At 57.7% G+C, this 21137-nt stretch carries 18 protein-coding genes; 15 read left to right on the top strand and 3 right to left on the bottom strand.

Translation table 11 applies throughout. The features are described 5' to 3' along the window. Nucleotides 1–13 precede the first annotated feature (13 nt). The 4 genes from Q0915_RS16140 to Q0915_RS16125 all read left to right on the top strand — a co-directional run bounded on the left by Q0915_RS16140 (nt 14) and on the right by Q0915_RS16125 (nt 4420). A complete protein-coding gene (locus Q0915_RS16140) occupies nt 14–985 on the top strand; it encodes a glycine betaine ABC transporter substrate-binding protein (RefSeq protein WP_299475529.1) in 972 nt (323 codons plus the stop codon). A 70-nt stretch (nt 986–1055) separates the two neighbouring features. Next, complete coding sequence (locus Q0915_RS16135) at nt 1056–2105, top strand: glycine betaine/L-proline ABC transporter ATP-binding protein (RefSeq protein WP_299475526.1); 1050 nt, start codon at nt 1056–1058, stop codon at nt 2103–2105. Nucleotides 2106–2116: 11 nt separating this feature from the next. Beyond that, on the top strand, nt 2117–3634 hold the full coding sequence (locus Q0915_RS16130) for an ABC transporter permease subunit (RefSeq protein WP_299475523.1): 1518 nt from the start codon (nt 2117–2119) through the stop codon (nt 3632–3634). 531 nt (nt 3635–4165) lie between these two features. Then, a complete protein-coding gene (locus Q0915_RS16125) occupies nt 4166–4420 on the top strand; it encodes a hypothetical protein (protein ID WP_299475520.1) in 255 nt (84 codons plus the stop codon). A 127-nt stretch (nt 4421–4547) separates the two neighbouring features. Here the strand turns inward: Q0915_RS16125 and Q0915_RS16120 are convergent, their stop codons facing one another. Continuing rightward, a complete protein-coding gene (locus Q0915_RS16120; RefSeq protein ID WP_299475517.1) occupies nt 4548–5297 on the bottom strand; it encodes a hypothetical protein in 750 nt (249 codons plus the stop codon). A 308-nt stretch (nt 5298–5605) separates the two neighbouring features. Then, complete coding sequence (locus Q0915_RS16115; protein ID WP_299475515.1) at nt 5606–6514, bottom strand: LysR family transcriptional regulator; 909 nt, start codon at nt 6512–6514, stop codon at nt 5606–5608. Between the two features lie 68 nt (nt 6515–6582). Between Q0915_RS16115 and Q0915_RS16110 the strand changes: the two genes are divergently transcribed. The 8 genes from Q0915_RS16110 (at nt 6583) to Q0915_RS16075 (ending at nt 14734) form a co-directional block, all read left to right on the top strand. After that, nucleotides 6583–7593, top strand: coding sequence for a TRAP transporter substrate-binding protein (locus tag Q0915_RS16110; RefSeq protein WP_299475513.1), 1011 nt, complete (start codon nt 6583–6585; stop codon nt 7591–7593). 45 nt (nt 7594–7638) lie between these two features. After that, nucleotides 7639–8163 (top strand): TRAP transporter small permease subunit, encoded by a 525-nt coding sequence (locus Q0915_RS16105; RefSeq protein WP_299475510.1) that lies wholly within the window; start codon nt 7639–7641, stop codon nt 8161–8163. 5 nt (nt 8164–8168) lie between these two features. Further along, entirely contained in the window at nt 8169–9545 is a 1377-nt protein-coding gene (locus Q0915_RS16100) for a TRAP transporter large permease (RefSeq protein WP_299477047.1), read from the top strand. Nucleotides 9546–9560: 15 nt separating this feature from the next. Then, nucleotides 9561–10343, top strand: a complete 783-nt coding sequence (locus tag Q0915_RS16095) for a coniferyl-alcohol dehydrogenase (RefSeq protein ID WP_299475508.1) — start codon at nt 9561–9563, stop codon at nt 10341–10343. Nucleotides 10344–10353: 10 nt separating this feature from the next. Beyond that, nucleotides 10354–11151 (top strand): nuclear transport factor 2 family protein, encoded by a 798-nt coding sequence (locus Q0915_RS16090; RefSeq protein ID WP_299475505.1) that lies wholly within the window; start codon nt 10354–10356, stop codon nt 11149–11151. A 10-nt stretch (nt 11152–11161) separates the two neighbouring features. Beyond that, nucleotides 11162–12673: an aldehyde dehydrogenase family protein gene (locus tag Q0915_RS16085; RefSeq protein WP_299475502.1), complete on the top strand. Its 1512-nt coding sequence runs from the start codon at nt 11162–11164 to the stop codon at nt 12671–12673. A gap of 53 nt (nt 12674–12726) precedes the next feature. Then, on the top strand, nt 12727–13908 hold the full coding sequence (locus Q0915_RS16080) for an OsmC family protein (RefSeq protein WP_299475499.1): 1182 nt from the start codon (nt 12727–12729) through the stop codon (nt 13906–13908). A gap of 61 nt (nt 13909–13969) precedes the next feature. Further along, entirely contained in the window at nt 13970–14734 is a 765-nt protein-coding gene (locus Q0915_RS16075) for an SDR family oxidoreductase (protein WP_299475496.1), read from the top strand. Nucleotides 14735–15158: 424 nt separating this feature from the next. Here Q0915_RS16075 and Q0915_RS16070 read toward each other — a convergent pair whose 3' ends face one another. Further along, nucleotides 15159–15989, bottom strand: coding sequence for a helix-turn-helix domain-containing protein (locus Q0915_RS16070; protein WP_299475494.1), 831 nt, complete (start codon nt 15987–15989; stop codon nt 15159–15161). 135 nt (nt 15990–16124) lie between these two features. Between Q0915_RS16070 and Q0915_RS16065 the strand changes: the two genes are divergently transcribed. The 3 genes from Q0915_RS16065 to Q0915_RS16055 are packed head-to-tail and all read left to right on the top strand — an operon-like array spanning nt 16125 to nt 21115. Continuing rightward, entirely contained in the window at nt 16125–17768 is a 1644-nt protein-coding gene (locus Q0915_RS16065; protein WP_299475491.1) for a sulfatase-like hydrolase/transferase, read from the top strand. Between the two features lie 3 nt (nt 17769–17771). Continuing rightward, on the top strand, nt 17772–19037 hold the full coding sequence (locus Q0915_RS16060; protein WP_299475488.1) for an alkyl/aryl-sulfatase: 1266 nt from the start codon (nt 17772–17774) through the stop codon (nt 19035–19037). Next, nucleotides 19034–21115: a TRAP transporter fused permease subunit gene (locus tag Q0915_RS16055; RefSeq protein WP_299475485.1), complete on the top strand. Its 2082-nt coding sequence runs from the start codon at nt 19034–19036 to the stop codon at nt 21113–21115. The genes Q0915_RS16060 and Q0915_RS16055 overlap by 4 nt, the downstream gene beginning before the upstream one ends. Nucleotides 21116–21137: the final 22 nt, after the last annotated feature.

Raw genomic sequence — 21137 nt, 5'->3', positions numbered from 1 at the left:
GAGGAACGAAAAAATGAAATATGCAAAGCAACCCCTGATAGCTGCCGCCCTGGTCCTGGGTCTGGGTACGACCGGTGCCATTGCACAGGAAAAAGTTATGGTCGGTGAACCGAGCTGGCCCGGGGCGAAAATCATGGCCAACCTGATCGGCCAGGTCATTGAAAGCCGTCTTGGAGGCGAAGTCGGATATGCTCCGGGCGCCAACGCGGTCATTTTCGCAGCCATGGACGGCGGGCGCGGCGATATCGACGTTCATCCGGATGTCTGGTTGCCGAACCAGTCGTCGTTTACCGATGAGTATGTCGATCAGAAAGGCACAGTTGCACTTTCTGCCGGCAGCTACTCGGGTCAAACCGGTTTCTGCACTCCGACTTACATGGCCGAAGAGCACAACATCAAATCCGTATTCGATCTTGCCACACCTGACGCACAGGGTCTCTACGATGGCGATGGGGACGGCACGGGCGAAATCTGGGTTGGTGCCTCCGGATGGGCCTCTACGAATGTTCACAAGGTCAAGGTGCGCGATTATGGAATTGAAACATTCCTGGCGCCGACAACTGAAGACGAAACCGTTTTCTATGCACGGCTGAAGGATGCCGTGGACCAGAAGAAGGGCGTGGTGTTCTACTGCTACAAGCCGCATTACGTGCACGCGCTCTATGACGTCGTCATGCTTGAGGAGCCTGAGCACGATCCGGCACAATTCAAGATCATCCAGCCGGACCAGGATGCCGACTGGTACAACAAGTCCAAGATCACGACCGGTGATCTCGTCAAGACCGTGAAGGTTGCCTATTCCAAGTCCCTCGATGAGAGAAATCCGGCAGCGGCGCAGTTCCTTGCCAATATCAGCATGGATGCCGATCACCTGTCCCAGCTGACCTATGAAGTGGTGGTCAAAGGCGGCGAGATCGACGAAGTCGTCGCGGCCTGGATCGAAGGAAACGGGGAAGTTGTCGATGGCTGGCTCGGCCTGAACTAACACTCCAGCAGGTCATGCCCCAGGCCGCCCGGCCTGGGGCTGTACCTCCTTTTCAGCAAAGGGGATAGGTGTGTCTGCTGATATCGCAATCGATGCCCGGTCTGTCTGGAAGGTGTTTGGAGCCCGCTCCGAAGAAGCACTGAACGCCATTCACGCCGAAGGTCTTTCAAAAGCTGAAGTCCTTGAAAAATATAACTGTGTCGTGGGCGTTGCCGACGCGACATTCCAGATCAATCGTGGAGAGCTCTTTTGCATCATGGGCCTTTCGGGGTCTGGAAAATCGACTCTCGTCCGTCACGTCAACCGTCTCCTGGAGCCGACCGCAGGACATATCCTGGTGAACGATCAGGATGTCGTTCAGATGAACGCCACCGAATTGCGCCGCTTGCGCAATCACCGGGTTGCAATGGTGTTCCAGAACTTCGGTCTGATGCCGCACCGGACCGTGCGCGACAATGTGGCGATGCCACTTGAGATACGCGGTACCGGCAAGGCCCGCCGCTGGGAAGAAGCCGACCGGGTTCTTGAACTCGTCGAATTGAGCGGTTGGGAAGACAAATATGCTCATGAGCTGTCCGGCGGCATGCAGCAGCGCGTCGGACTGGCACGTGCGATCGCATCCGATCCGGACATCCTCCTGATGGATGAACCGTTCTCAGCCCTGGATCCGCTTATTCGCAAGCAGCTTCAGGATCAGTTCATGGAATTGAGTGCCAAGCTGAACAAAACGACCATGTTCATCACGCACGACCTTGATGAGGCGATCCGCATCGGCAACAGGATTGCGATCATGAAGGATGGTCAGATCGTTCAGATCGGGACGCCGGAAGACATCATACTCAATCCCGCCGACGACTATGTCGCGGATTTCGTGGCCGGCATTTCCAAGCTCAATATGATTTTCGCGCACTCAGTCATGAAGCCTGTGGCGGAGTTTGAAGCAAAGCATGGTCCTATCCCCGATGAGGCGGCCTCGGCCCATCCGGACATGGATCTGAATGACCTGATCTCGATTTGCACGGAGGGCAACGGCGTCGTTCGTGTTCGGGAAAACGGACATGATGTGGGCGTGATTGATCAGGCAGGGCTTCTGCGCGCCATCCAGAGCAGCCAGGCATGAGGGATACGGTCATGAGCACTGTTGATGAAAACGACATTAAGCCCGAAACCGCGGACCGGCTGAACACGCTGATCGCCTCTTTCGTCGGCACCCAGCAGGAATATTATCAGCGCACTTTCGCCGTCATGATGAAGGCGCCCGGCTATTGTTTCACGCTGAACCTTTCGGCGGGTCTTCTCGGTCCCATCTGGTTCGGGGCACGGGGACTCTGGTCGTGGTTCCTTGGGTTTCTGGTTCTCGAAACCTTCGCCTACATCCAGATAGGCCTTGGCCTTTTCGGCGATCTGGGCAGATCTTTGCGGGAACGGGCGGATCAGATCGCGCAAACGCTGGAGCTGCGCCGACAGCAAATCACGGCCGCCGAGCAGTCCGGAGCCTCATCTCTGGACAGTCTCAAACGCGCCGCGAGTTCCCTGGAAACGGCGTATGCGGACGCGCAGGCAGCGGCCGCTGCAGCTGACTCCAGCGGCCTCATTTATCTCGGCTTCGGCCTGATTGTTCTGTTGGCGATCAAATTCCTGATAGCCTCGGTCGCGAACTGGACACTTGAGGAGCAATTCACGCGTTGGCGCTCCGACCAGAGTGTTGCGAGTGGATGGTCGCAACAACGTCTTGCTGTCGCCGCAGCGTTGACGGTGGCGGTAGTCGTGCTGTCGACGATACGCTTCGCACGGCCCGATGCCATTGCGGCCCTTGCCAACTTTCCAACAGATCGAAACTGGCGTCTGGTGGTCGGCGATGGCGTTCAGGCGGTCTTCGACTGGACGAAGACGGTCGGACGGGGGTTTTTCGACAGTTTGACTTTCGGCATGAGGACGCTTCTTGATGGCATTGAGGTCGTTCTGGTTGGAACGCCGTGGCCGGTGGTTGCGCTGGTGATCATCATGCTGGGGTACCTGTCGGCGGGACCTCGTGTTGCGATTTTCACCGGGGCGGCACTGGCTTATCTGGGTCTGCTTGATTTCTGGGAAAAGGCAATGACGACCATTGCCCTCCTGGGCGCTGCTGCGCTCATCTCAATCAGCCTCGGCATTCCGCTCGGGATCTATTGCGCGCGCCGGCCGAGGGTCTTTGCGGTGGTTCGTCCGATCCTCGACTTCATGCAGTCGATGCCGTCCTTCGTCTACCTCATCCCGGTTGTCGCCTTCATTGGATCCGGTAAACCGGCAGGTGTGGTCGCAACGATGATCTTCGGGAGCCCACCCGTTATCCGCTTCACGGTTCTCGGGCTGCAGCAAGTGCCGGAGACCGTGCGTGAAGCTGCGCTCGCGTTCGGTGCGACACCCCGGTATCTGCTGTGGCGCGTCGACCTTCCGCTTGCCCGAAGAACCATAATGGCGGGCGTCAACCAGACCATCCTCTTGTCCCTCGCGATGGTTGTCGTAGCCTCGCTGATCGGTGCAAAGGGGTTGGGCGAAGACGTCCTTGAGGCCTTGCAATATGCAGCTGCGGGTCAGGGTATCCTGGCTGGCCTCGCGATCCTGTTCTGTGCGCTCATACTCGACCGGATCGTCGTCGGCGGACGCTAGTTAACCTCTGTCCCTGGAGGCGGTCTTCCGCCTCCAGGGACGCAAAACCGGCAAGGCCCAGGCAGCCGCGGTCTTGCCGGTATGCGTCATGAAAGTGAGTTCCTCTTACCGGTCTCCGGCCAAGGACATGACCGGGCCCCGAGCGACACGCAAGATCATTATTCTAAGGCGCGCTGGCACGACTGAATTTGCAGGTTGATGCCACCTTGCACCCGCGTTTGTGCGAGGACGTATTCAGGCTGGATTGGTCCGTAATATAGCCAAATTGAAATCAAGTATATTTTTAAGTAAACTACCTTGATAGGCATTGAGGAAAAGTATGTCGTTTCCGTTGATTGAGGTGATTTTTTCGCTCGGTGCAAAATAATTTAATCGTGCTTAGTATTTGTTGAAAGGTGACTGATAGCGGAAGGTAGAAGCGACTCGAAGCTCTGTTTTCTTTCAATTGTTTGCAACATCGTTCGCCTGCGACCTCATCTGGAGTTTGTTGGTTGTGCAAGTTTTTATAGTTCGTTTAGAGGAGGTTAGGCCGTGAGATACACTGCTCCGTCGAACACTCATTTTACTCTGCGTCAGGAGTTGGTCGGTGTCCTTGGTCGATACCAGGATACCCTTTGTCCGGCGGAATTGCTGGCGGTATCAAGTCAGCTCGTCGGCAATCTGATAGCGCTTCAGGATGAAACGCGCATGTCGCCTGAAACTGCCATGGAAATCGTTCTGCAGAACATTGAGGAAGGCAACCGCGCGGCGATTGTCGATCTTGAAGAGGCAACGGACGCTGCCTGACGCACGCTGCGAGGCGTGGCGGCACGTGATTTCAAAGCTGCGTGCTGTGCACACACCAGCCATTTGGCCACGAAAAAGCGGCCCGTGGGGCCGCTCAACTGTTTGTTTAGTGATAGTAACGTCGCTATCAGGCGTGGTTGCGTCTGCGGACGCGAACCATGGCAAGGAAGCCGAGGCCGCCAGCCAGCAGCGGCAGAGCTGCCGGCAGCGGAACCACTGCGCTGTTGCCGAGACCATCAAAACCAACCGCAGTTCCAAACTTGTTCAGATCTGCAATGCCCGCGATGATCGACTCGCCGTTTGCACCGAGACTGATTTCTGATGCAAATGCGGTTGACCAGCTGTTCACCCCTGCCGTCAGCGGACCAGAAGTTGTCAGAGAGCTGATATTTGTGAAATTGGAGCGGTCAAAATTTTCCGTGGTGCTCAAACGCATCGTGCTGCCGATGGCGGCCAGAATGGAATTGACAGCGATGTTTGTGTCATCAAACGCGGTGTTTCCTTCACCGATCAGAAAGAGCGAACCACCACCGTTTACAAAGTTTGTGATGTCGGCAAGCTCAGAGCCTGAGTAACTTGTTTGGCGGAAGCCTGTAACCAGGAAGTCCTTCCCAGCCAGTCCGCCAGCAGTGACCGTGCCTATATTCGTTGTCACGGTTGCCGTCGTTCCCGTAATGCCAAGATTGACGCTGGAGTTGTTCAGGATGGACGTGCCGTTGAACAGGTTCTGGAAGAAGATTTCATTGTCAGCGGCGTTGTTCGCCCGTGTGTCGATAACATTCGAGTCACCAACCAGATATACACCCGCATTCGATCCGGTTGTCGCAGCGGCGAAAAGACCGCATGCGAACGCGACCGACTTAATCAATCGTTTCATGTATTAACCCCTTGTTAAAACTTTACCCGAAAAGGCCAGATTTCAAATTCAAAATTCCAAATCAGATAAAGCTTCATCTGCCATAAAATCATGACGGCCGGACAATACACATTGGACAGGCTACCGCAATGTTTTTTAACCGAAAATTAACACTTGCCTTAACGTTGTTTCGCGCAAAAGAAGCGTAGCTTTTGAGTGCACGCAATCAACGCATGCATTAGTTCTTTGCGGCCCAAGAATATTGGGGAATTTCCTTACGGCACGAGAAAAAAATCGCAGGGAAATGGGCCTAGCATCGTTCAGCTTACTCAGAGCACCAGCTCGCTGGCGCTGTCGATCACCGCGCTGCGCAGCCACTTGTGAGCCGGGTCGTTTGTCGAGCGCTCGTGCCAGACCATGTAGATGTTCAAGGGCTCGGCGGAAAAGGGCAGCGGTGCCATGTCCAGCTCCTTGAGCGAGGCGAGATGCATGAATTCCAGTTCGGTTGCCAGCATGGATGTTCCGCGGACAAAGGGCGTGATACCCGAAAAATTCGAGACCGTAATGGTCGGTTTGGGAACGTAGGGCAGATCCGGGGCCCTCAGCACATCGTTCGATCCGCCGCCCAGGACGAACTGGACGGTGACATGCTGTGCCGCCAGATAGTCTTCAATAGAAATTGGTGCCTCCCTACACGCGCCGTCGAAAAAACACTTCATCTCGCCCGAAAAGAGCTTGTGCTGGATCATGTCGGGCGCATCCGGCGGGATCGGTGTCAGGATCATGTCGCAGCGCGCGTCACGCAGCAGCGAGACGCTCGGCACGCCTGACGGCTTGAACTCCAGCGAGAGCGAGACCCCATTTTCCTGAAACCTTCGAACCAATGGCGGAAAGATGAGGTCGCGCTGCATGTCGTTTGCCGCTACGACAAAATACATCTTTTCAGATTTCGGGTCGAACGGACGCTGTTCCGTCAGGGACTTGAGACCATCCAGAACGTCAAGTACCGGTCCCTTCAGCGAAAGCGCAGTTTCTGTTGGCGTCAGGCCCTGCCCTGACCTCACGAAAAGCGGGTCTCCCAGGATCTGCCGGAGCTTTGCAAGCGTGTGGCTCACAGCAGACTGAGTCACTTCAAGACGCTCCGCTGCACGCGACACGGAGGATTCCTCCAGGATGACGAGGAATGTGCGCAGTATCTGGCCATCCAGATTATGAAAATCGATTTTGCTCATATCCATTATGAATAGTCATGAATGGTTTCGATGTCCAATCTCCCCTAGGGTGAAGCCGAATTTGGGAGGAAGCCATGAAATCGAAATCGCTGCTTGGCGCGGCCGCGTTTGCGTTCGCGTCAATGATGACGCTCGCCGTTTCGGCGGAAGAACTTTCCGTTGCGAACTTCGTTCCACCGCAACATCACACCAATTCCGTTCTGTTCAAATGGTTCGGTGAGGAAGTTGCCAAACGGTCGAACGGAACCCTGACCATCAAGGTCTTTCCGGCCGGTCAGCTCGGCGCAGGCCCTGTCCAGCAATACAAGCGCGCTGTCGAAGGTGTCGCCGACATTACTTTCGGACTGCAGGCCTATACGCCGGCGATCTTTCCCAAAACGATGCTGATCATCCCGCCGGGCAAGGCGACGACCGCGCTGGAAGCAACGGAGCGCTTGCTGTCGGTTTACGATGAACACCTTGCAGACGAATACGAGGATGTGAAGCTGCTCGGCGTCTTCACCGTCGCGGGCAATGCCTGGGCTGCGACTGGAGACTATTCGACCCTCGAATCCCTGGCCGGTACGAAGATGGTCCCCTATGCGGCGATGACCACGCCGCTGGTCGAGGCATTGGGCGCTGTACCGGTCCAGATGCCTGTCACGGAGATGTATACCGGACTGAGCACCGGAACCATCGACAGCACCACCGCCACCTATAACAACATGACCCCGCCCTGGAACTTCTGGGACGTCTCGAGCCACTTCATCGAGAATGTGCCGGTCCAGTTCGCCGTGTTCTTCGTCGCGATGAACAAGGAGCGGTATCTGGAGCTCTCCGATGAACACAGGGCCATCATCGATGACCTTGCCGGCGAGACATTCTCCATGATGGGGGCACAAAGCTTCCATGGCGCGGATGAACGCTCGCTCAAGGCAATGCAAACGGCAACGCAAATGGAAAAAGTTAGCTGGGTAAAGGTTTCCGGCGAAGAGCGAGCCAAGATGGATGCCGCAGTCGCCGAAGGCATGAAGGCGATCTTTGCGGACTACGCGGACCGCGGCATCGGCAATGCTGAGGAAATCTACAACGCAATCAACAAGTGATGGCGCGGGCGGTCTCTGACCGCCCGTTTCTCTGGGAGGTTCGCCGTGTCCGATCTGGTTTGGATCAAGGTGCTGGACAAGCTGCTGGTCTGGGTGGCGCTTGGAGTGGGGGGTGCGATGCTGGCCTTCATGACGCTGTTCGGGACCTGGAATGTGCTTATCATGCGCAAGGGGATGAATGCGCCGGTACGCGGTGCCGAGGACCTGATGATCCTTTCCCTTGTGATCCTTGTTGCAATTGCAATTCCCTTCGGGGGACGCTGCGGCGCACATATCGAAATCGAAGTCCTGGAAAGCCGCATGTCGAAGGCTTTCGCGCGCTGGTCTTTATTCGTCCTGCGTCTGGTGGGTGGTGCTCTGATGCTGGTGATGGCCCTTGAACTGGTCGAGGCCGGTCAGAAGGCGACGAAATTCGGCGAAACGACCCAGCAACTGCTTATTTCCTATGAGCCTTTTTATTACCTGCTCGCTGCCTGCGTCGCGGTCTATGCTCTTGTGCTCGCAAGCGACGCCGTTCAATTGGTTCTTCGCGGGAAAATTCGCCAGATCCGGCTGGGAGAAGAACTGTGATCGGCATGACCGCGCTCGGCGTGATCGGCCTCTTGATCCTGTTCGTGCTGCTTGCACTGCGCTTCCCCGTGGCGCTTGCCATGATCCTTGTCGGTGTCATCGGGACCGTTGTTGCGACCGCAAACAGATTTCTGCTGCTTGGGATGAGTTCGGACCAGGCCTGGGCGCGAGGCTTCAAGACCGCGATGTCGAACCTTTCAGGCGAAACATTCGAGGCTGCCTCCAACTACAATCTTCTCGTCATTCCGATGTTCGTCCTGATGGGCAACCTGGCCGGCGTGTCCGGGATGTCGGCGGATCTGTTCGCCGCAGCATACCGCTGGATGGGTCACATGAAGGGCGGCCTTGCGTCTGCGACGATTGCAGCGTGCGCAGGGTTCGCAGCGCTTTCAGGCTCATCGCTCGCGGCTGCGATCACGATGGGCCGGGTCGCGCTGCCGGAAATGAAAAAATTCCGCTATTCGGACAGTCTTGCGACGGGATCGGTTGCTGCGGGCGGGACTCTCGGGTTCCTGATCCCGCCTTCGGGCGGCATGATCATCTACGCGGTCCTGACCGAACAGAGCATCGGCCGCTTGTTCATGGCCGGCGTTATTCCCGGTATCCTGATGACGCTGCTTTTCATCGGTGCAATTTACATCACGGTTTGGCGCCGGCCTGACACGGGACCGCCTGGACAGCGTGCCAGCTGGCCCGAGCGCAGGTCTGCGACGGTTGCGGCATTCCCCTTCGTCGCTGTCGTCGGGTTGACGATCGGAGGCATGTACACCGGCTTTTTCACTCCGGTGGAAGCCTCGTCCGTCGGGGCGTTCCTGACGCTTCTGGTGGCACTTTGGCGGCGATCCCTCAATACGCGCGCTTTGCGCGAAGTCATCCTTCAAACGGTCAAGGCGTCGGCAACCGTGTTCCTCATAATCATCGGTGCGTTTATCTTCATTCCCTTCATGTCGATCACTGAACTGCCCGGTCAGCTGGTCAGCCTGATGACCTCGCTGCCGATCGGCGACTACGGCATCCTGTTGATCATCATCCTGATCTACATGTTCCTGGGCATGTTCCTTGAGGGGATTGCCATGCTTGTTTTGACCATCCCCGTCGTTCTTCCGATCATCGCGGCCCTTGAATTCGGCTTTGATCCGGCCATGGCGGACATGAAGATGATCTGGTTCGGGATCGTTGTCGTGATTGTTCTTGAAATGGGCATGATCTCACCACCCGTCGGGCTCAATGTCTTCGTCGTCAAATCGATCGCACCGGGCGTTCCGATGGGGCAGATCTTTCGAGGCATCTGGCCGTTCTGGTTCGCGATGGCCTTCATGCTGTTGCTGCTCGCATTCTTTCCGCAAATCGCGATTTTCCTGCCTCAAACGATGGTGGGCTGACCTTGGGAGGTTCTCATGAACAATGGCAAAACAATCATCGTGACCGGAGCGGCATCCGGGATCGGAGCCGAAACCTGCCGGCTGCTCAAAGAACAGGGTGCGACCGTCATCGGTGTCGACCTCAATGAAACGGAAAATGCAGACCGTTTTTTCCAGGCGGACCTGAGTGACCCGGCGTCGATTGACGCACTTGTTGCGGATTTGCCCGATGGCGCGGATGGTCTTGCCAATATTGCGGGCGTTCCGCCCACGCTCAACGCTGAGACCGTCCTGAAAGTCAATCTCTATGGTTTGCAGCGCCTGACGCTCGGTCTTGTTCCAAAGCTCGCCGATGGAGCTTCCATTGCCAATTTGGCTTCGTTGGCAGGCTTCGGCTGGCCCAACGCCGTCGATCAGGTCAAGCGCACACTGGAACTCTCGCTTGAAGACGATGTCGAGGGCTTTTGCGAGGCCGAAGGCTTGAACGAGGTAGAAGGGGGGCGGTCCTATTTCCTGTCAAAGGAGGCGTTGATTGTTTGGACGCTGCAGAACCGCTGGACGTGGCGGGAGCGGGGCATCACCATGAACTGCATCAGCCCGGGACCCGTCGATACGCCGATTCTTGGTGACTTCCTCAAGACACTCGGCGAGCGCGCTGAAGAGGACCGCAAACATATGGACCGCCCGGGAACACCAAAGGACGTTGCGCCGGTCGTCGCATTCGCGCTCAGCGATCACGCAAAATGGTTCCGTGGATCCAATCTGACGGTCGATGGCGGTATGTCCGGTCACATCCTGAGCAAAGTCCACCAGCTTTGAGGCAGCCGTCATGAAGTCGATTACAGGCACGCAGAAAATCCATCACGCGACAGGTCTTTACATGGAAGGCATAAGGGATGGAAACGTCTGGGAAGCACTGAACGCCCACACAGGTGAGCGCTATACGCAACATTCGACAGGCGTCGGTGACGGGCAGCAGGGGTTTGCCGACTTCTTCGGTCCTTTCCTTGAGCGCAATCCGATACGTCATATCGAGGTTGTCCGTGCGATTGAGGACGGCCCCTATGTCTTCCTTCATGTCTATCAGAGCCTGAACAATGGCGAGAGCCAGTGGGTCACCGGGGATCTGTTCGACACGGACAAGAACGACAGGGTGATCGAGCACTGGGATGTGATCCAGGCCTTCGAAACCGAAACGAAATCCGGCCGGACGATGGTGGACGGCGCGACGGACATTGAAGATCTGGAGAAGACCGACTCCAACAAAGCTCTTGTGAAGGGTTTTTGTGAGGTGTGCCTGACTGGCGGCGACTTTTCCCGGGCAGCGGAATTCATTTCCGCGAACGAATATCTGCAGCACAATCCGAATGCAGCTGACGGTCTGGATGGGTTCGCAGCTTTTGCTTCCGAGCTTGCCACGCGCGGCGAAGCGATGCGCTACTGGAAGGTTCACAAGCTGATCGGGCAGGGCAATTTCGTTGTCACGCTCAGCCAAGTCCAGATGGGCCAAAGCCACTACTGCGTCTTCGACATCTTCCGGCTGAAGGAGGGCAGGATCGTCGAGCACTGGGACGTCACTGAAAAAATCCTTGCACCAGAGGACTGGAACAACCAGGGCAAGTTCTGAGGACAAGACTATGACCAACATGGACCAAGTCATCACGACAGATATTTTCATCAACGGAAGGGGGCGCCCAGCGTCCGGCGGAGCTGTCTATGATCTCTACAACCCCGCAAGACCGACGGAACTCGTCGGCCATGCCGCAGCGGCGAACCGGGAGGACATGAACGCCGCCGTCGAGGCTGCGCATGCCGCTTTTCCGGCCTGGGCTGCGCTCGGCTTTGAGGAGCGGGCGCGCCGGCTTCGTGACATCGCCACGGCACTTGTGGCTGATGAGGACGACGTCAAGTACCGCTCGCGTCTGTTCACCCGCGAACACGGCAAGATCGCCCGCGAAACGTTGCTGGAAATGAGCCGTCTGGGTGACCGGTTTCTGCAGGCGGCGGCATACGGAGTACGCATGGCGATTGACGAGGAACTCGGTCCGGCCGATGTCGGTCCGAAATTCGATACCATCGTCACCCGCCAGCCACGCGGCGTCACGGCACTGATCGTTCCCTGGAACTGGCCTCTCTCGATCCTGGGCGCGAAGTTGCCCCAGGCGCTGGTGACCGGCAACACCGTCGTTGTGAAGCCTTCCGAGGACTCCGCGATGGCACCGGTGCTCACGCTTCAGATCATTGCAAAAATGCTGCCGCCGGGCGTCGTCAACATCATCACTGGGGACGCTAAGCAGATTGGCGACACGCTGACGGGACATCCTCTCGTGCGTATGGTCAATTTCACCGGCTCGGTCGCTGTCGGACGGCATGTCATGAAGATCGCCGCAGAGAACATCACGCCGGTCACCCTCGAACTCGGCGGCAATGATGCGGCGTTGATCCTGGAAGATGCCGAGTTGAACGACGAGGCGTTCAACAAGATGTACTGGGGCGCCTTTGGCTCGTCCGGCCAGATCTGCATGGCGCTGAAACGGATGTATATTCATGAGAGCCGCTACGACGAGGTCGTTGACGGCTTTACTGCGGCCTGCGAGCGGGCTGTCGTTGGCGATGGGCTCTTACCCGAAACCACCATGGGTCCGGTCAACAATCCGCGCCAGCTTAAGGTCGTCAAGGACATGATCGCGGAAGCACGTGCCTGCGGCGCGGATCTGAAGGAATGCGGTCAGGTCCCGGATGAGGATCTCTACAAGGGCGGCGGCTATTTTCAGAGACCGGCCCTAGTTTATGACGCCGACCCGTCGCTCAAGATGGTGCGCGAAGAACAGTTCGGCCCATGTCTTCCGATCATGAAGTTCCGCAGCGAGGAAGAAGCCGTTGAGATGGCAAACGACAGTGAATTCGGTCTGTGTTCGTCCGTCTGGACGACGGATGCGGAGCGCGCGGTCCGGATCGCACGGCGTTTGGAGGCGGGTTACACCTATCTGAACGGACATGGACCGATGGCGCAGGACGGGCGCGGACCTTTCGGTGGCTTCAAACAGTCCGGCATTGGCCGGAACCTTGGGTATGACGGCGCGCTCGCCTTTGCCGAGCCGCATTCCATTTCCGCTCCGGCGGGATTCCTGCTCGGCAAGGCGCAGTAACCGGAGTTGCGCAGAAGCAATCCTTGCAAAGACCAAAATTCGGGAGAAAGAATATGGCCAAGCTGGGCGAAAACATCATCGGCGAGAGCAACCTTGCGCCGTTTTTCAAAGTCGCCAATGCGGATGAGGTGACAATCGATGCACCGGAAAACCGGAAGGGAGATGCTCTCAGGACATGGGTTCGGTCGCTCTCCGGTTTCCAGAAAGAGGCCCTGGTCAGATCCGCGAAGACCGGCGACACTTGGCGCCTGGTCTCCGATGAAGGGCCCTATCTCAACGGGCATGACGAGGCGCCTTGTCCGCTCGCCTTCCTGACCACCGGCATGATCGCCAGCTACATGAACGAGATCCTTGCGCTTGCCGAAATGCAAGGGGTCGAAATCCGGAAGCTGAGGCTGATCCAGGACAACTACTACACCATGAAAGGGTCCATGCCGAAGCGCACGATGATCGGCGGTGCCGAACCGGTCGAGCTTCGGGTCGAGATCGATTGTGACCTCGATGACGGAGACCTCAACACCTTCCTGATGAACGCGGTGCATGCATCGCCGTTGAATGGCCTCATGCGCGGCAAGCTGGAAAGCCTCTTCAAACTCGGCAAGAACGGCATCGAATTGCCGACCGCCAAGGTTGCCGAGCTTGAGGGGGACCTGTTCGAGGATCCCGGCAATCACTTTGCCAAAAGTGAAGAAGTTGGGTCTGACCTGGTGCTGGTCGAACCTGTCGGCATGACACCGAAAAAGGAAGTTGCACTCGGAACGGCAGCGGCAGCCTCTAGCCTTGCGGACGAACAGAACCGGCGCCTCAATCCTGGTGCGATCGCCGAACTCAGGCCCGACGGCCTCAAGGACATCCGGCAAATGCTCTATTCGCCGCATGGCACAAGCTTTCGTTTCCTGAGCTCAGAAGACGGTCGGGCACCGGACGCCAACACGTTGATCAGTGCAGGGGTCGGTTTCTGTTTCATGACCCAGTTCGGACGTTTCGTTTCGATGCTCAAACTGGACCTGCCCGATTACCGCATCGTTCAGGATACGCATTTCTCGCTTGGTGGTGCCTCCGGCGGCACGGGCAAGGCAGGTGAGGCCGACCCGATCGAAACCCATGTCTATCTTGAGACATCGGAAAGCGATGCGACAGCCCAGGAAATGCTCGATATCTCCGAACAGACCTGTTTCTTGCACGCCTTTTGCCGAACCGACTTGAAGACCAAACTGAAGGTTGTTCGGATTTGACGGCGCGTTCTTTGAGCAAAAGGATAGGGACTGCGAGTTCACGGTATCTGGGAGGATCGACATGCGCGTTGCGTTAACAGGGGGCTCTTCGGGCATTGGCGCCGAGGTTGCGCGAAAGCTGGGTGATCTCGGGCATGAAGTCACAGCGTTCGACATTTCCGAACCGGAGGTAGCGGTCGCCGAGTGGATCGAGACAGACCTCAGCAGCCCGGCGTCGATCCAAGCAGCTGTCTGGCGCGCATCCGGCCGTTTTGATGCCCTGCTCAACAACGCAGGCCTTCCGCCGCGCGATGGGCTGGAACAAAAAATCCTTCAGGTGAATTGGTTCGGACTGCGCAGCTTCATGGACGGCATGCTGGAAAAGCTTGTTCCCGGTGGTGCAATCGTCAACACCGCATCGCGGGCAGGGGCGATGTGGCGGGATAACCTTGAGGAGGTCAAGGCATTGATGTCTCTCCAGCCGGATGGACTTCCGGCGTTCATCAGCGAAAGAGGCATTGACGCGACGCGGGCCTACAATCTTTCCAAAGAGGCGGTGATCGTCATGACCATGGCCGAAACCGAAAACATGATTGCAAGAGACCTCAGAATGAACTCCGTCAGCCCGGCCGCCGTCAGCACCGGAATCTTGCAGGATTTCGCCACCGCTTTCGGAGACAGGATGGCGCGGAACGTCGCGCGGGCCGGCCGGCCCGGCTTGCCGGAGGAAGTCGCCGATGTGATCGTCTTTCTGGCCTCGCCGGAAAGCGGCTGGATCAAGGGCCAGGACATAACCATCGATGGCGGCATGAGCGCGATGGCGGTGACTGACAACCTGGACCTTTGAGCGAGCGCGATAACTGAATTTACAGGCTTCACTTGTTCACCAGAATGACAAAGCCTCTATCGTCATGGATGCCTATCGCGTAAGTATTAAGCGCCGAACATGAGACCAAAAGCTGGAAAGCAGGCAAATGATTGTCGAAAAGGATCAATCTTCAAAAGTCGAGAGGGTATTGTACAGATGTTATAGTTCGAAGAGCATATATTGCTATGTTACAGGAATTATTTTTGTGATAGTTATGGCTGTTGTGTTTAAGTTTTTTCCAGATCCTTTCCGATTTTATTTTTTCGTAGCTATTTGGTTATTATATGCCTTTGGTATGTTGTTGCATATTTTGTTTCGAGCCAAAGCGATGATATCAAGCCTTGCAGGCAAGTTAAAGGAATACAGAAGCGGGTAATCATGCGTTCCCTGGCAAAGTTTGAGCTTACAAAATATCCAGTGCCTTGATCCGCTCGCGGTCCAGCACTTCGGCAACGCGTCTAGCCGCTTTTTGCAGGTCGTCCAGGCAGCCGAAGGCCAGCACCTCGTCGATATCCATGTCATCGATCATCCAGAGAATACTGATCGATCCATGTACACCAGACTTTGAGATGATTGGGACCGCCATTGCGCCAAGTTCCGGTCCCGGGTCGAAGGGTGCTTGCCAATAGGCTGCCTCGCGAAGGCCGAAGCCGCGCTGGCGCGTTTCTTCAATCTCGCGCGCCAGAAATCCGCTTTCGATCATGCGCAGCTCTTCCTTTCCGGCAATTTGGCGAAGGCTTTCTAGGTGCAGTTCTGCGACAGCCTCGGGCGAAAACGCAAGAATGGCGCGCCCATGCGCGGAGAGGACCATCGATGGACGGATGCCGAGCGCTGTGCGTGTCGGCGCCATCGGACCGCGCAGGCGGGTGCTTTCGATAATTTCGATGCGTCCCGCACCCATCACGGCATTGAGATCTGAGGGCAATCCCGCCTGCCGTCCCTTGAGATCGAGTAGAATGGGGCCTGCAAGTTCGGCGAGCGGATGGGCCCGGGCCTTTTCACCCAGCACCTTGCCGATCGAGTGAGAGAGTTCGTATTGTCCCTCCACGATGTTGCGCCGGACCCAGCCCCGATGCTGCAGGCTTGCCAGAAGGCGCAGCAATGTCGCGTTGGAATAGCCTGTTGCCTGCCGGAGATCGGCAAGTGATGTGCGTGTTCGGCGCGACAGGTACTCGATGATTTCGAGCCCCCGTTCCAGGGATCTGACGCGCTCGCTTTGGTCTTTTTCCATCATCTGTTCATCGGTCCGCCTGGCGGACTGGAGATTAGACAGCCTGAAAAAGAAGAGCAATACTTTTAGGACAAACGGGCTTTGTCCCGAGGGAGGAAGCCGGTGCAAACGCCGGCCAATAAGTGGAGAAATCCGCGCGTGAATATCCTGTTCATCATGTATGACCAGCTGCGGTTTGATTACCTCAGCTGCGCCGGGCACCCGCATCTGCACACCCCGAATTTCGATCGGGTGGCGGCCATGGGGGTCCGCTTTTCCAATGCGTATGTGCAGTCCCCGATTTGCGGCGCGAGCCGGATGAGTTTTTACACCGGCAGGTACGTATCTTCCCACGGGGCGGCATGGAACGGGTTTCCCCTCCGTGTCGGTGAGCTGACACTCGCAGATCACTTGCGCAAGGCTGGCATGGACTGCTGGCTGATCGGCAAGACCCACATGAAGGCGGACAAGGACGGCATGGAACGGCTGGGGCTCGCGCCCGACAGCGTGATCGGAGCGCGCCAGGCCGAGTGTGGCTTCGACGTCTGGATCCGAGACGACGGGCTCTGGGGCTATGGCCCGGACGGATTCTATGACGAAAAGCGTTCGCCTTATAACGAGTATCTGAAGTCCAAGGGCTATGAGGGTGAGAACCCCTGGGCGGACTTTGCCAATGCCGGTATCGATGACGACGGCAACATGGCATCGGGCTGGATGTTCGCCAATGCGGACAAACCGGCCAACATTCAGGAAAAGGACAGCGAGACCCCCTGGCTGACGGCCCGGACGATCGACTTCATCGAGGAACAGAGCGGTCCCTGGTGCGCTCACGTCAGCTATATCAAGCCGCACTGGCCCTATATCGTTCCAGCGCCCTATCACGACATGTTCGGGCTGAACCATGTTCCGGCAGCTTGCCGTCACGAGGTTGAACGGCAGGACGCCCATCCGGTCTTCGCCGCCTACATGGAAAACAGGATCTCCTCCGCATTTCATCGCGACGAGGTCCGACAGAAGGTCATTCCTGCCTATATGGGTCTGATCAAGCAATGCGATGACCAGCTCGGCGTCCTGCTGAACCATCTTGAGCGCACGGGTCGGCTGAAGGACACGATGATTGTCCTGACATCCGACCACGGCGACTATCTCGGCGATCACTGGATGGGTGAAAAGGATCTCTTCCACGATCCTTCGGTCAAGATCCCGATGATTGTCTATGACCCCCGGCCCGACGCCGACAGCACACGCGGTACTGCCTGCGATGCACTGGTCGAGTCCATTGATCTTGTACCGACCTTCGTGGAGGCCGCGGGCGGTGCAGTCCAGGACCATATTCTTGAGGGTCGTTCGCTTCTGCCCTGGTTGCACGGTGACACGCCTAAGTGGCGTGAATTCGCGGTATCCGAGTTCGATTATTCACCAACGCCTCAGGCCGTTAAGCTGGGCCTCGATCCCAAGGATTGCCGGCTCTTCATGGTGTTCGATGGCCGTTACAAGCTGATGCACGCCGAAGGCGGGTTTCGGCCGATGCTGTTCGATCTGGATAGTGATCCAGACGAGTTTCACGATTTGGCCAAGGGGGATGCGCATCAGGCAGAGATCGACCGGCTCTATTCCATGCTGGCCGAATGGGGACGGCGGTGCGCGCAGCGGGTCACACGTTCCGACGATGACATCAGGGGCATGCGGGGACGGTCCATGCGCAGGGGCATTCTGCCGTTTCTGGTGGACGGTTCGGAAGTGCCAGAAGAGCTGACCGAGCACTATCGCGGCCCGGCACTCCAGAAGCACACGGGAGACTGACCCATGCCGAATGCAGATCTTCTCCACCACAACGAAACCCAGTTCCGCAAGTCGATTGTCGAATTGGCGCCTGGCGTCTGGACCGCGGTTGGATATGCAGCGTCGACCCAGCACGTTTTGGAGGGAAACACCACGCTGACGGTAATCGACACCTCCGAGAGTACCGGTGCTGCAAAGAATGTTCTCGCCGAAATCCGCAAGCTTACCGGCAAGCCCGTTGCGCGGATCATCTACACCCACAGCCACCGGGATCACATCTCAGGCGCAAGCGTGTTCGCCGAAGGGCATGATATCCCGGTCATCGCCAATGCAAAGTTCAAGTCGGATCTGGTTGGGCAGGACGAGCGGCTGATCGCCCCGCACAAGGCGCTGAACCGAAGGACGGCCGCGCAATTCGGTATCGGCCTGTCACCTGAGGAACGTGTCTCACTCGGATGCGGTCCGGGAGACCGGCCGATGGAAGGCCTGGGCGCAGGTTTTCTGCCGCCGACAGTGATGGTGGAAAACGATCGGGAGATCGATCTCGACGGTGTCGCGGCAAGGCTGATCATGGCGCCCGGCGAAACCGAGGATCATATGGCGGTCTGGCTGGAGGATACTGCAATCCTGTTCCCGGGTGACAACTGGTATCACGCCTTTCCAAATCTCTATGCGATCCGCGGAACGCCTTATCGCGACTTTGCCGCATGGGCCGACAGTCTTCAGCTGCTCGAAGGTCTCGGTGCCAATGTGCTGGCCCCCGGCCACACAATGCCAATCTTCGGCAAGGACAAGGTCCGCGAGGTGCTGAGCTCGACCCGCGAAGCCATTCGCCACGTGATGCGGCACACGGCCGACGGCATGGATGCCGGACTGTCCATGGACGATATCGTCGCCGGTCTCAGCTTGCCCGAAGAAGTTGCGGATAAGCCCTGGCTTGGCGAGTTCTACGGCAAGGCGGCCTGGTCGGCACGCGCCTTCGCAACCGGGACACTCGGCTGGTACGACGGTAATCCTACGCATCTTGGCACCCTGTCCTCGGCCCAAAGAGCTGCGCACATGGCGAAGCTTGCGGGCGGTGCTGACGCGCTCATGGCTGCGGCGCAATCGACTGAAGATCCGCAGTGGAAGCTTGAACTATGCGACCACCTGATCGCGCTGGGCCGCGCGGCAGAGCCTCTGAAGGCCGAGACGATGGAGCAGCTGGCCGAAACTGAGATCAACGCGACAGCCCGCAACACCTATCTCTGGCACGCGCGCCGCCTGCGCAACGGGGAGGCGGCCAAATGACGAAATCCGGAATTGAACAGCGGTTCGCCGACCTTTTGGCTTTTGTCTTTGCCCTGGTCATTCTGGTCTTCGCCGCGTCCGGTCCGCTTTCGGAATTCGTTCGCTGGATCATCGAGGTAACAACGCCAGGCTTTGACGAATTGTCCAGGCGGCAGCAGCGGCTCTTATTTCGCGAACACTGGCTGGGTGGAAGTTACCGTTCGTTCGAACGCGCCTTTCTGTTGCCGACCGGGTTGATCCTTGGCTTGCCGATCCTCTTCTCCTTCGCAGTTTCCTTTCTCAGCCTCGCCGAAACGCGCCCATGGGTGAAATGGCTTCTGGCCGTTGCATCAACGGCCGTGTTCTCCTTGTGGGTCGCAAACCTCTTTGCGGTCGATGGCGGTGCGTTACCCTCGGCGCGTCCTATAGACTTCGTGCTGTTTCCGCTCGCAACCGTGCTGGTTCTTTATCTGACCTGGCGCAATTTCGGCTCCTTCATCGTCGGCTTTTGCCTTTTCTGGATCATCTATTTCTTCGTGCGTGGCTGGTTGCCGGACTGGACGGGCATTCTCGCAGGTTCCGAAGCGACCCTGGCCCAGAGCATGCGCTCCATGGTGCTGAATTTCTGGTCACAGACCGGCGGCATGTTCGGTCAACCGTTGCAGGTTGTCTCCGGCAACGTGCTGATCTTCATCGTCTTCGGCGCGGTGCTGATGGCCAGCGGGGCAGGGGATCTTCTGATGAAGATAGCCAACCGGCTGACTGGGGGTCTGACGGGCGGAGCGGCACATGCGGCCGTTGCGAGTTCCGCGCTCTTTGGAACCTTGAGCGGTGCGGCGATTTCAAATGTGGTCTCCACCGGGGTCATGACCATCCCGGTAATCAAGCGCTCCGGCTTCCGTCCGGCCTTTGCCGCGGCTGTGGAGGCAGCTGCCTCCACCGGTGGGCAGGTGATGCCGCCTGTGATGGGTGTTGTTGCCTTCTTCGTCGCAGGCCAAATCGGGCTTGAGTATCGCTACATCGTGATAGCCGCGATCATTCCGGCGATTTTCTTCTATCTTGGCACCTTCCTGACCGTTTATTTCGAAGCACGCCGTCAGGGTGTCGGTCCGCTGCCGGTTGAAGAGCGGCCACGCCTGACAGGCGCCGAACGCGTGCAGTGCCTGGTCTTTGTCTTGCCATTGGGCGTGCTGAGTTACTTCCTGTTTGTTCAGCCCTCCGTTCCGAAGGCCGGCTTCTACGGCTTCATGGTTGCACTTGCATGCGCGCTCCTGCTGTTCCGCAGTTTCCGCTCGCCTGAAAAGCTCTATCAGGCCTTCGTCAGCGCGGGCCGCATGTCCGCGTCAATCATTGTCATCGTCACGGCCATCGGGCTGATCGTTGGCCTGATCCAGGTGTCCGGGTTCAGTGGCCGCTTGTCGCTGCTTCTGGCGCAGCTCGCGGGCGGGCCGCTGTTCGGTACGCTGGTGGTCGTCGCGCTCGGTGCGATCGTTCTCGGCATGGGACTGCCGCCCGGTGCGACCTATTTCATCATCGTCATCGCGCTCAGCTCCGGTATTGAAGCTGTCGGCATCGCACCGCTCACCTTGCATCTGTTCGTGGTCTTCTTCGCTGTTATCTCGACCGTGACGCCCCCGGTTGCGCTGGCGGCCTTTGCCGCTGCGCCCATTGCCGGGGCCGATCCGGTTCGCACCGGGTTTCAGGCCGCGCGGCTCGCACTGGCCGGCTTCATCATTCCGTTCGTTTTCGTCTATCACCCCGCAGTTCTTTACAAGCTGCAGGTCCTGTTTGCCTGGTTCGGCGGTGAAGTGCCGACATCGAAGGCGATGATCGATATTGCAACCGTGACCTGGATTGATCTTGGCTGGATCGTCATCGCATTCGCGCTGGCCATGTGGCTTTTGACATCGGCATTGACGGGCTTTGAGAAGAACCGGCTCTATTCGCTTGAGCGGATTTTGCGCGGCATCACCGGCGTCGCCCTGCTCATACCGAACATGGCAATCGCCGGATCGGCACTGCTTGTCGGGATCTGCCTGGTCATCGGACACCGGTTTTTGGGAGGAGACCCGTCACCGGTCGACGCAAAGTCGGCCTGACGGTTTTGAAACGCATTTGTCA

Source organism: uncultured Roseibium sp. (assembly GCF_947494555.1).
Taxonomy (GTDB): domain Bacteria; phylum Pseudomonadota; class Alphaproteobacteria; order Rhizobiales; family Stappiaceae; genus Roseibium.
Note: the sequence above shows the minus strand (reverse complement) of the source record. Positions and strands in the feature narration are given on the sequence as shown.

Coding starts and splice junctions, on each gene's coding strand:
- Q0915_RS16060 (WP_299475488.1), top strand. CDS start 17,772: ATGCCGAATGCAGATCTTCTCCACCACAACGAAACCCAGTTCCGCAAG.
- Q0915_RS16090 (WP_299475505.1), top strand. CDS start 10,354: ATGAAGTCGATTACAGGCACGCAGAAAATCCATCACGCGACAGGTCTT.
- Q0915_RS16115 (WP_299475515.1), bottom strand. CDS start 6,514: ATGGATATGAGCAAAATCGATTTTCATAATCTGGATGGCCAGATACTG.
- Q0915_RS16140 (WP_299475529.1), top strand. CDS start 14: ATGAAATATGCAAAGCAACCCCTGATAGCTGCCGCCCTGGTCCTGGGT.
- Q0915_RS16080 (WP_299475499.1), top strand. CDS start 12,727: ATGGCCAAGCTGGGCGAAAACATCATCGGCGAGAGCAACCTTGCGCCG.
- Q0915_RS16120 (WP_299475517.1), bottom strand. CDS start 5,297: ATGAAACGATTGATTAAGTCGGTCGCGTTCGCATGCGGTCTTTTCGCC.
- Q0915_RS16100 (WP_299477047.1), top strand. CDS start 8,169: ATGACCGCGCTCGGCGTGATCGGCCTCTTGATCCTGTTCGTGCTGCTT.
- Q0915_RS16055 (WP_299475485.1), top strand. CDS start 19,034: ATGACGAAATCCGGAATTGAACAGCGGTTCGCCGACCTTTTGGCTTTT.
- Q0915_RS16070 (WP_299475494.1), bottom strand. CDS start 15,989: ATGATGGAAAAAGACCAAAGCGAGCGCGTCAGATCCCTGGAACGGGGG.
- Q0915_RS16095 (WP_299475508.1), top strand. CDS start 9,561: ATGAACAATGGCAAAACAATCATCGTGACCGGAGCGGCATCCGGGATC.
- Q0915_RS16085 (WP_299475502.1), top strand. CDS start 11,162: ATGACCAACATGGACCAAGTCATCACGACAGATATTTTCATCAACGGA.
- Q0915_RS16110 (WP_299475513.1), top strand. CDS start 6,583: ATGAAATCGAAATCGCTGCTTGGCGCGGCCGCGTTTGCGTTCGCGTCA.
- Q0915_RS16130 (WP_299475523.1), top strand. CDS start 2,117: ATGAGCACTGTTGATGAAAACGACATTAAGCCCGAAACCGCGGACCGG.
- Q0915_RS16075 (WP_299475496.1), top strand. CDS start 13,970: ATGCGCGTTGCGTTAACAGGGGGCTCTTCGGGCATTGGCGCCGAGGTT.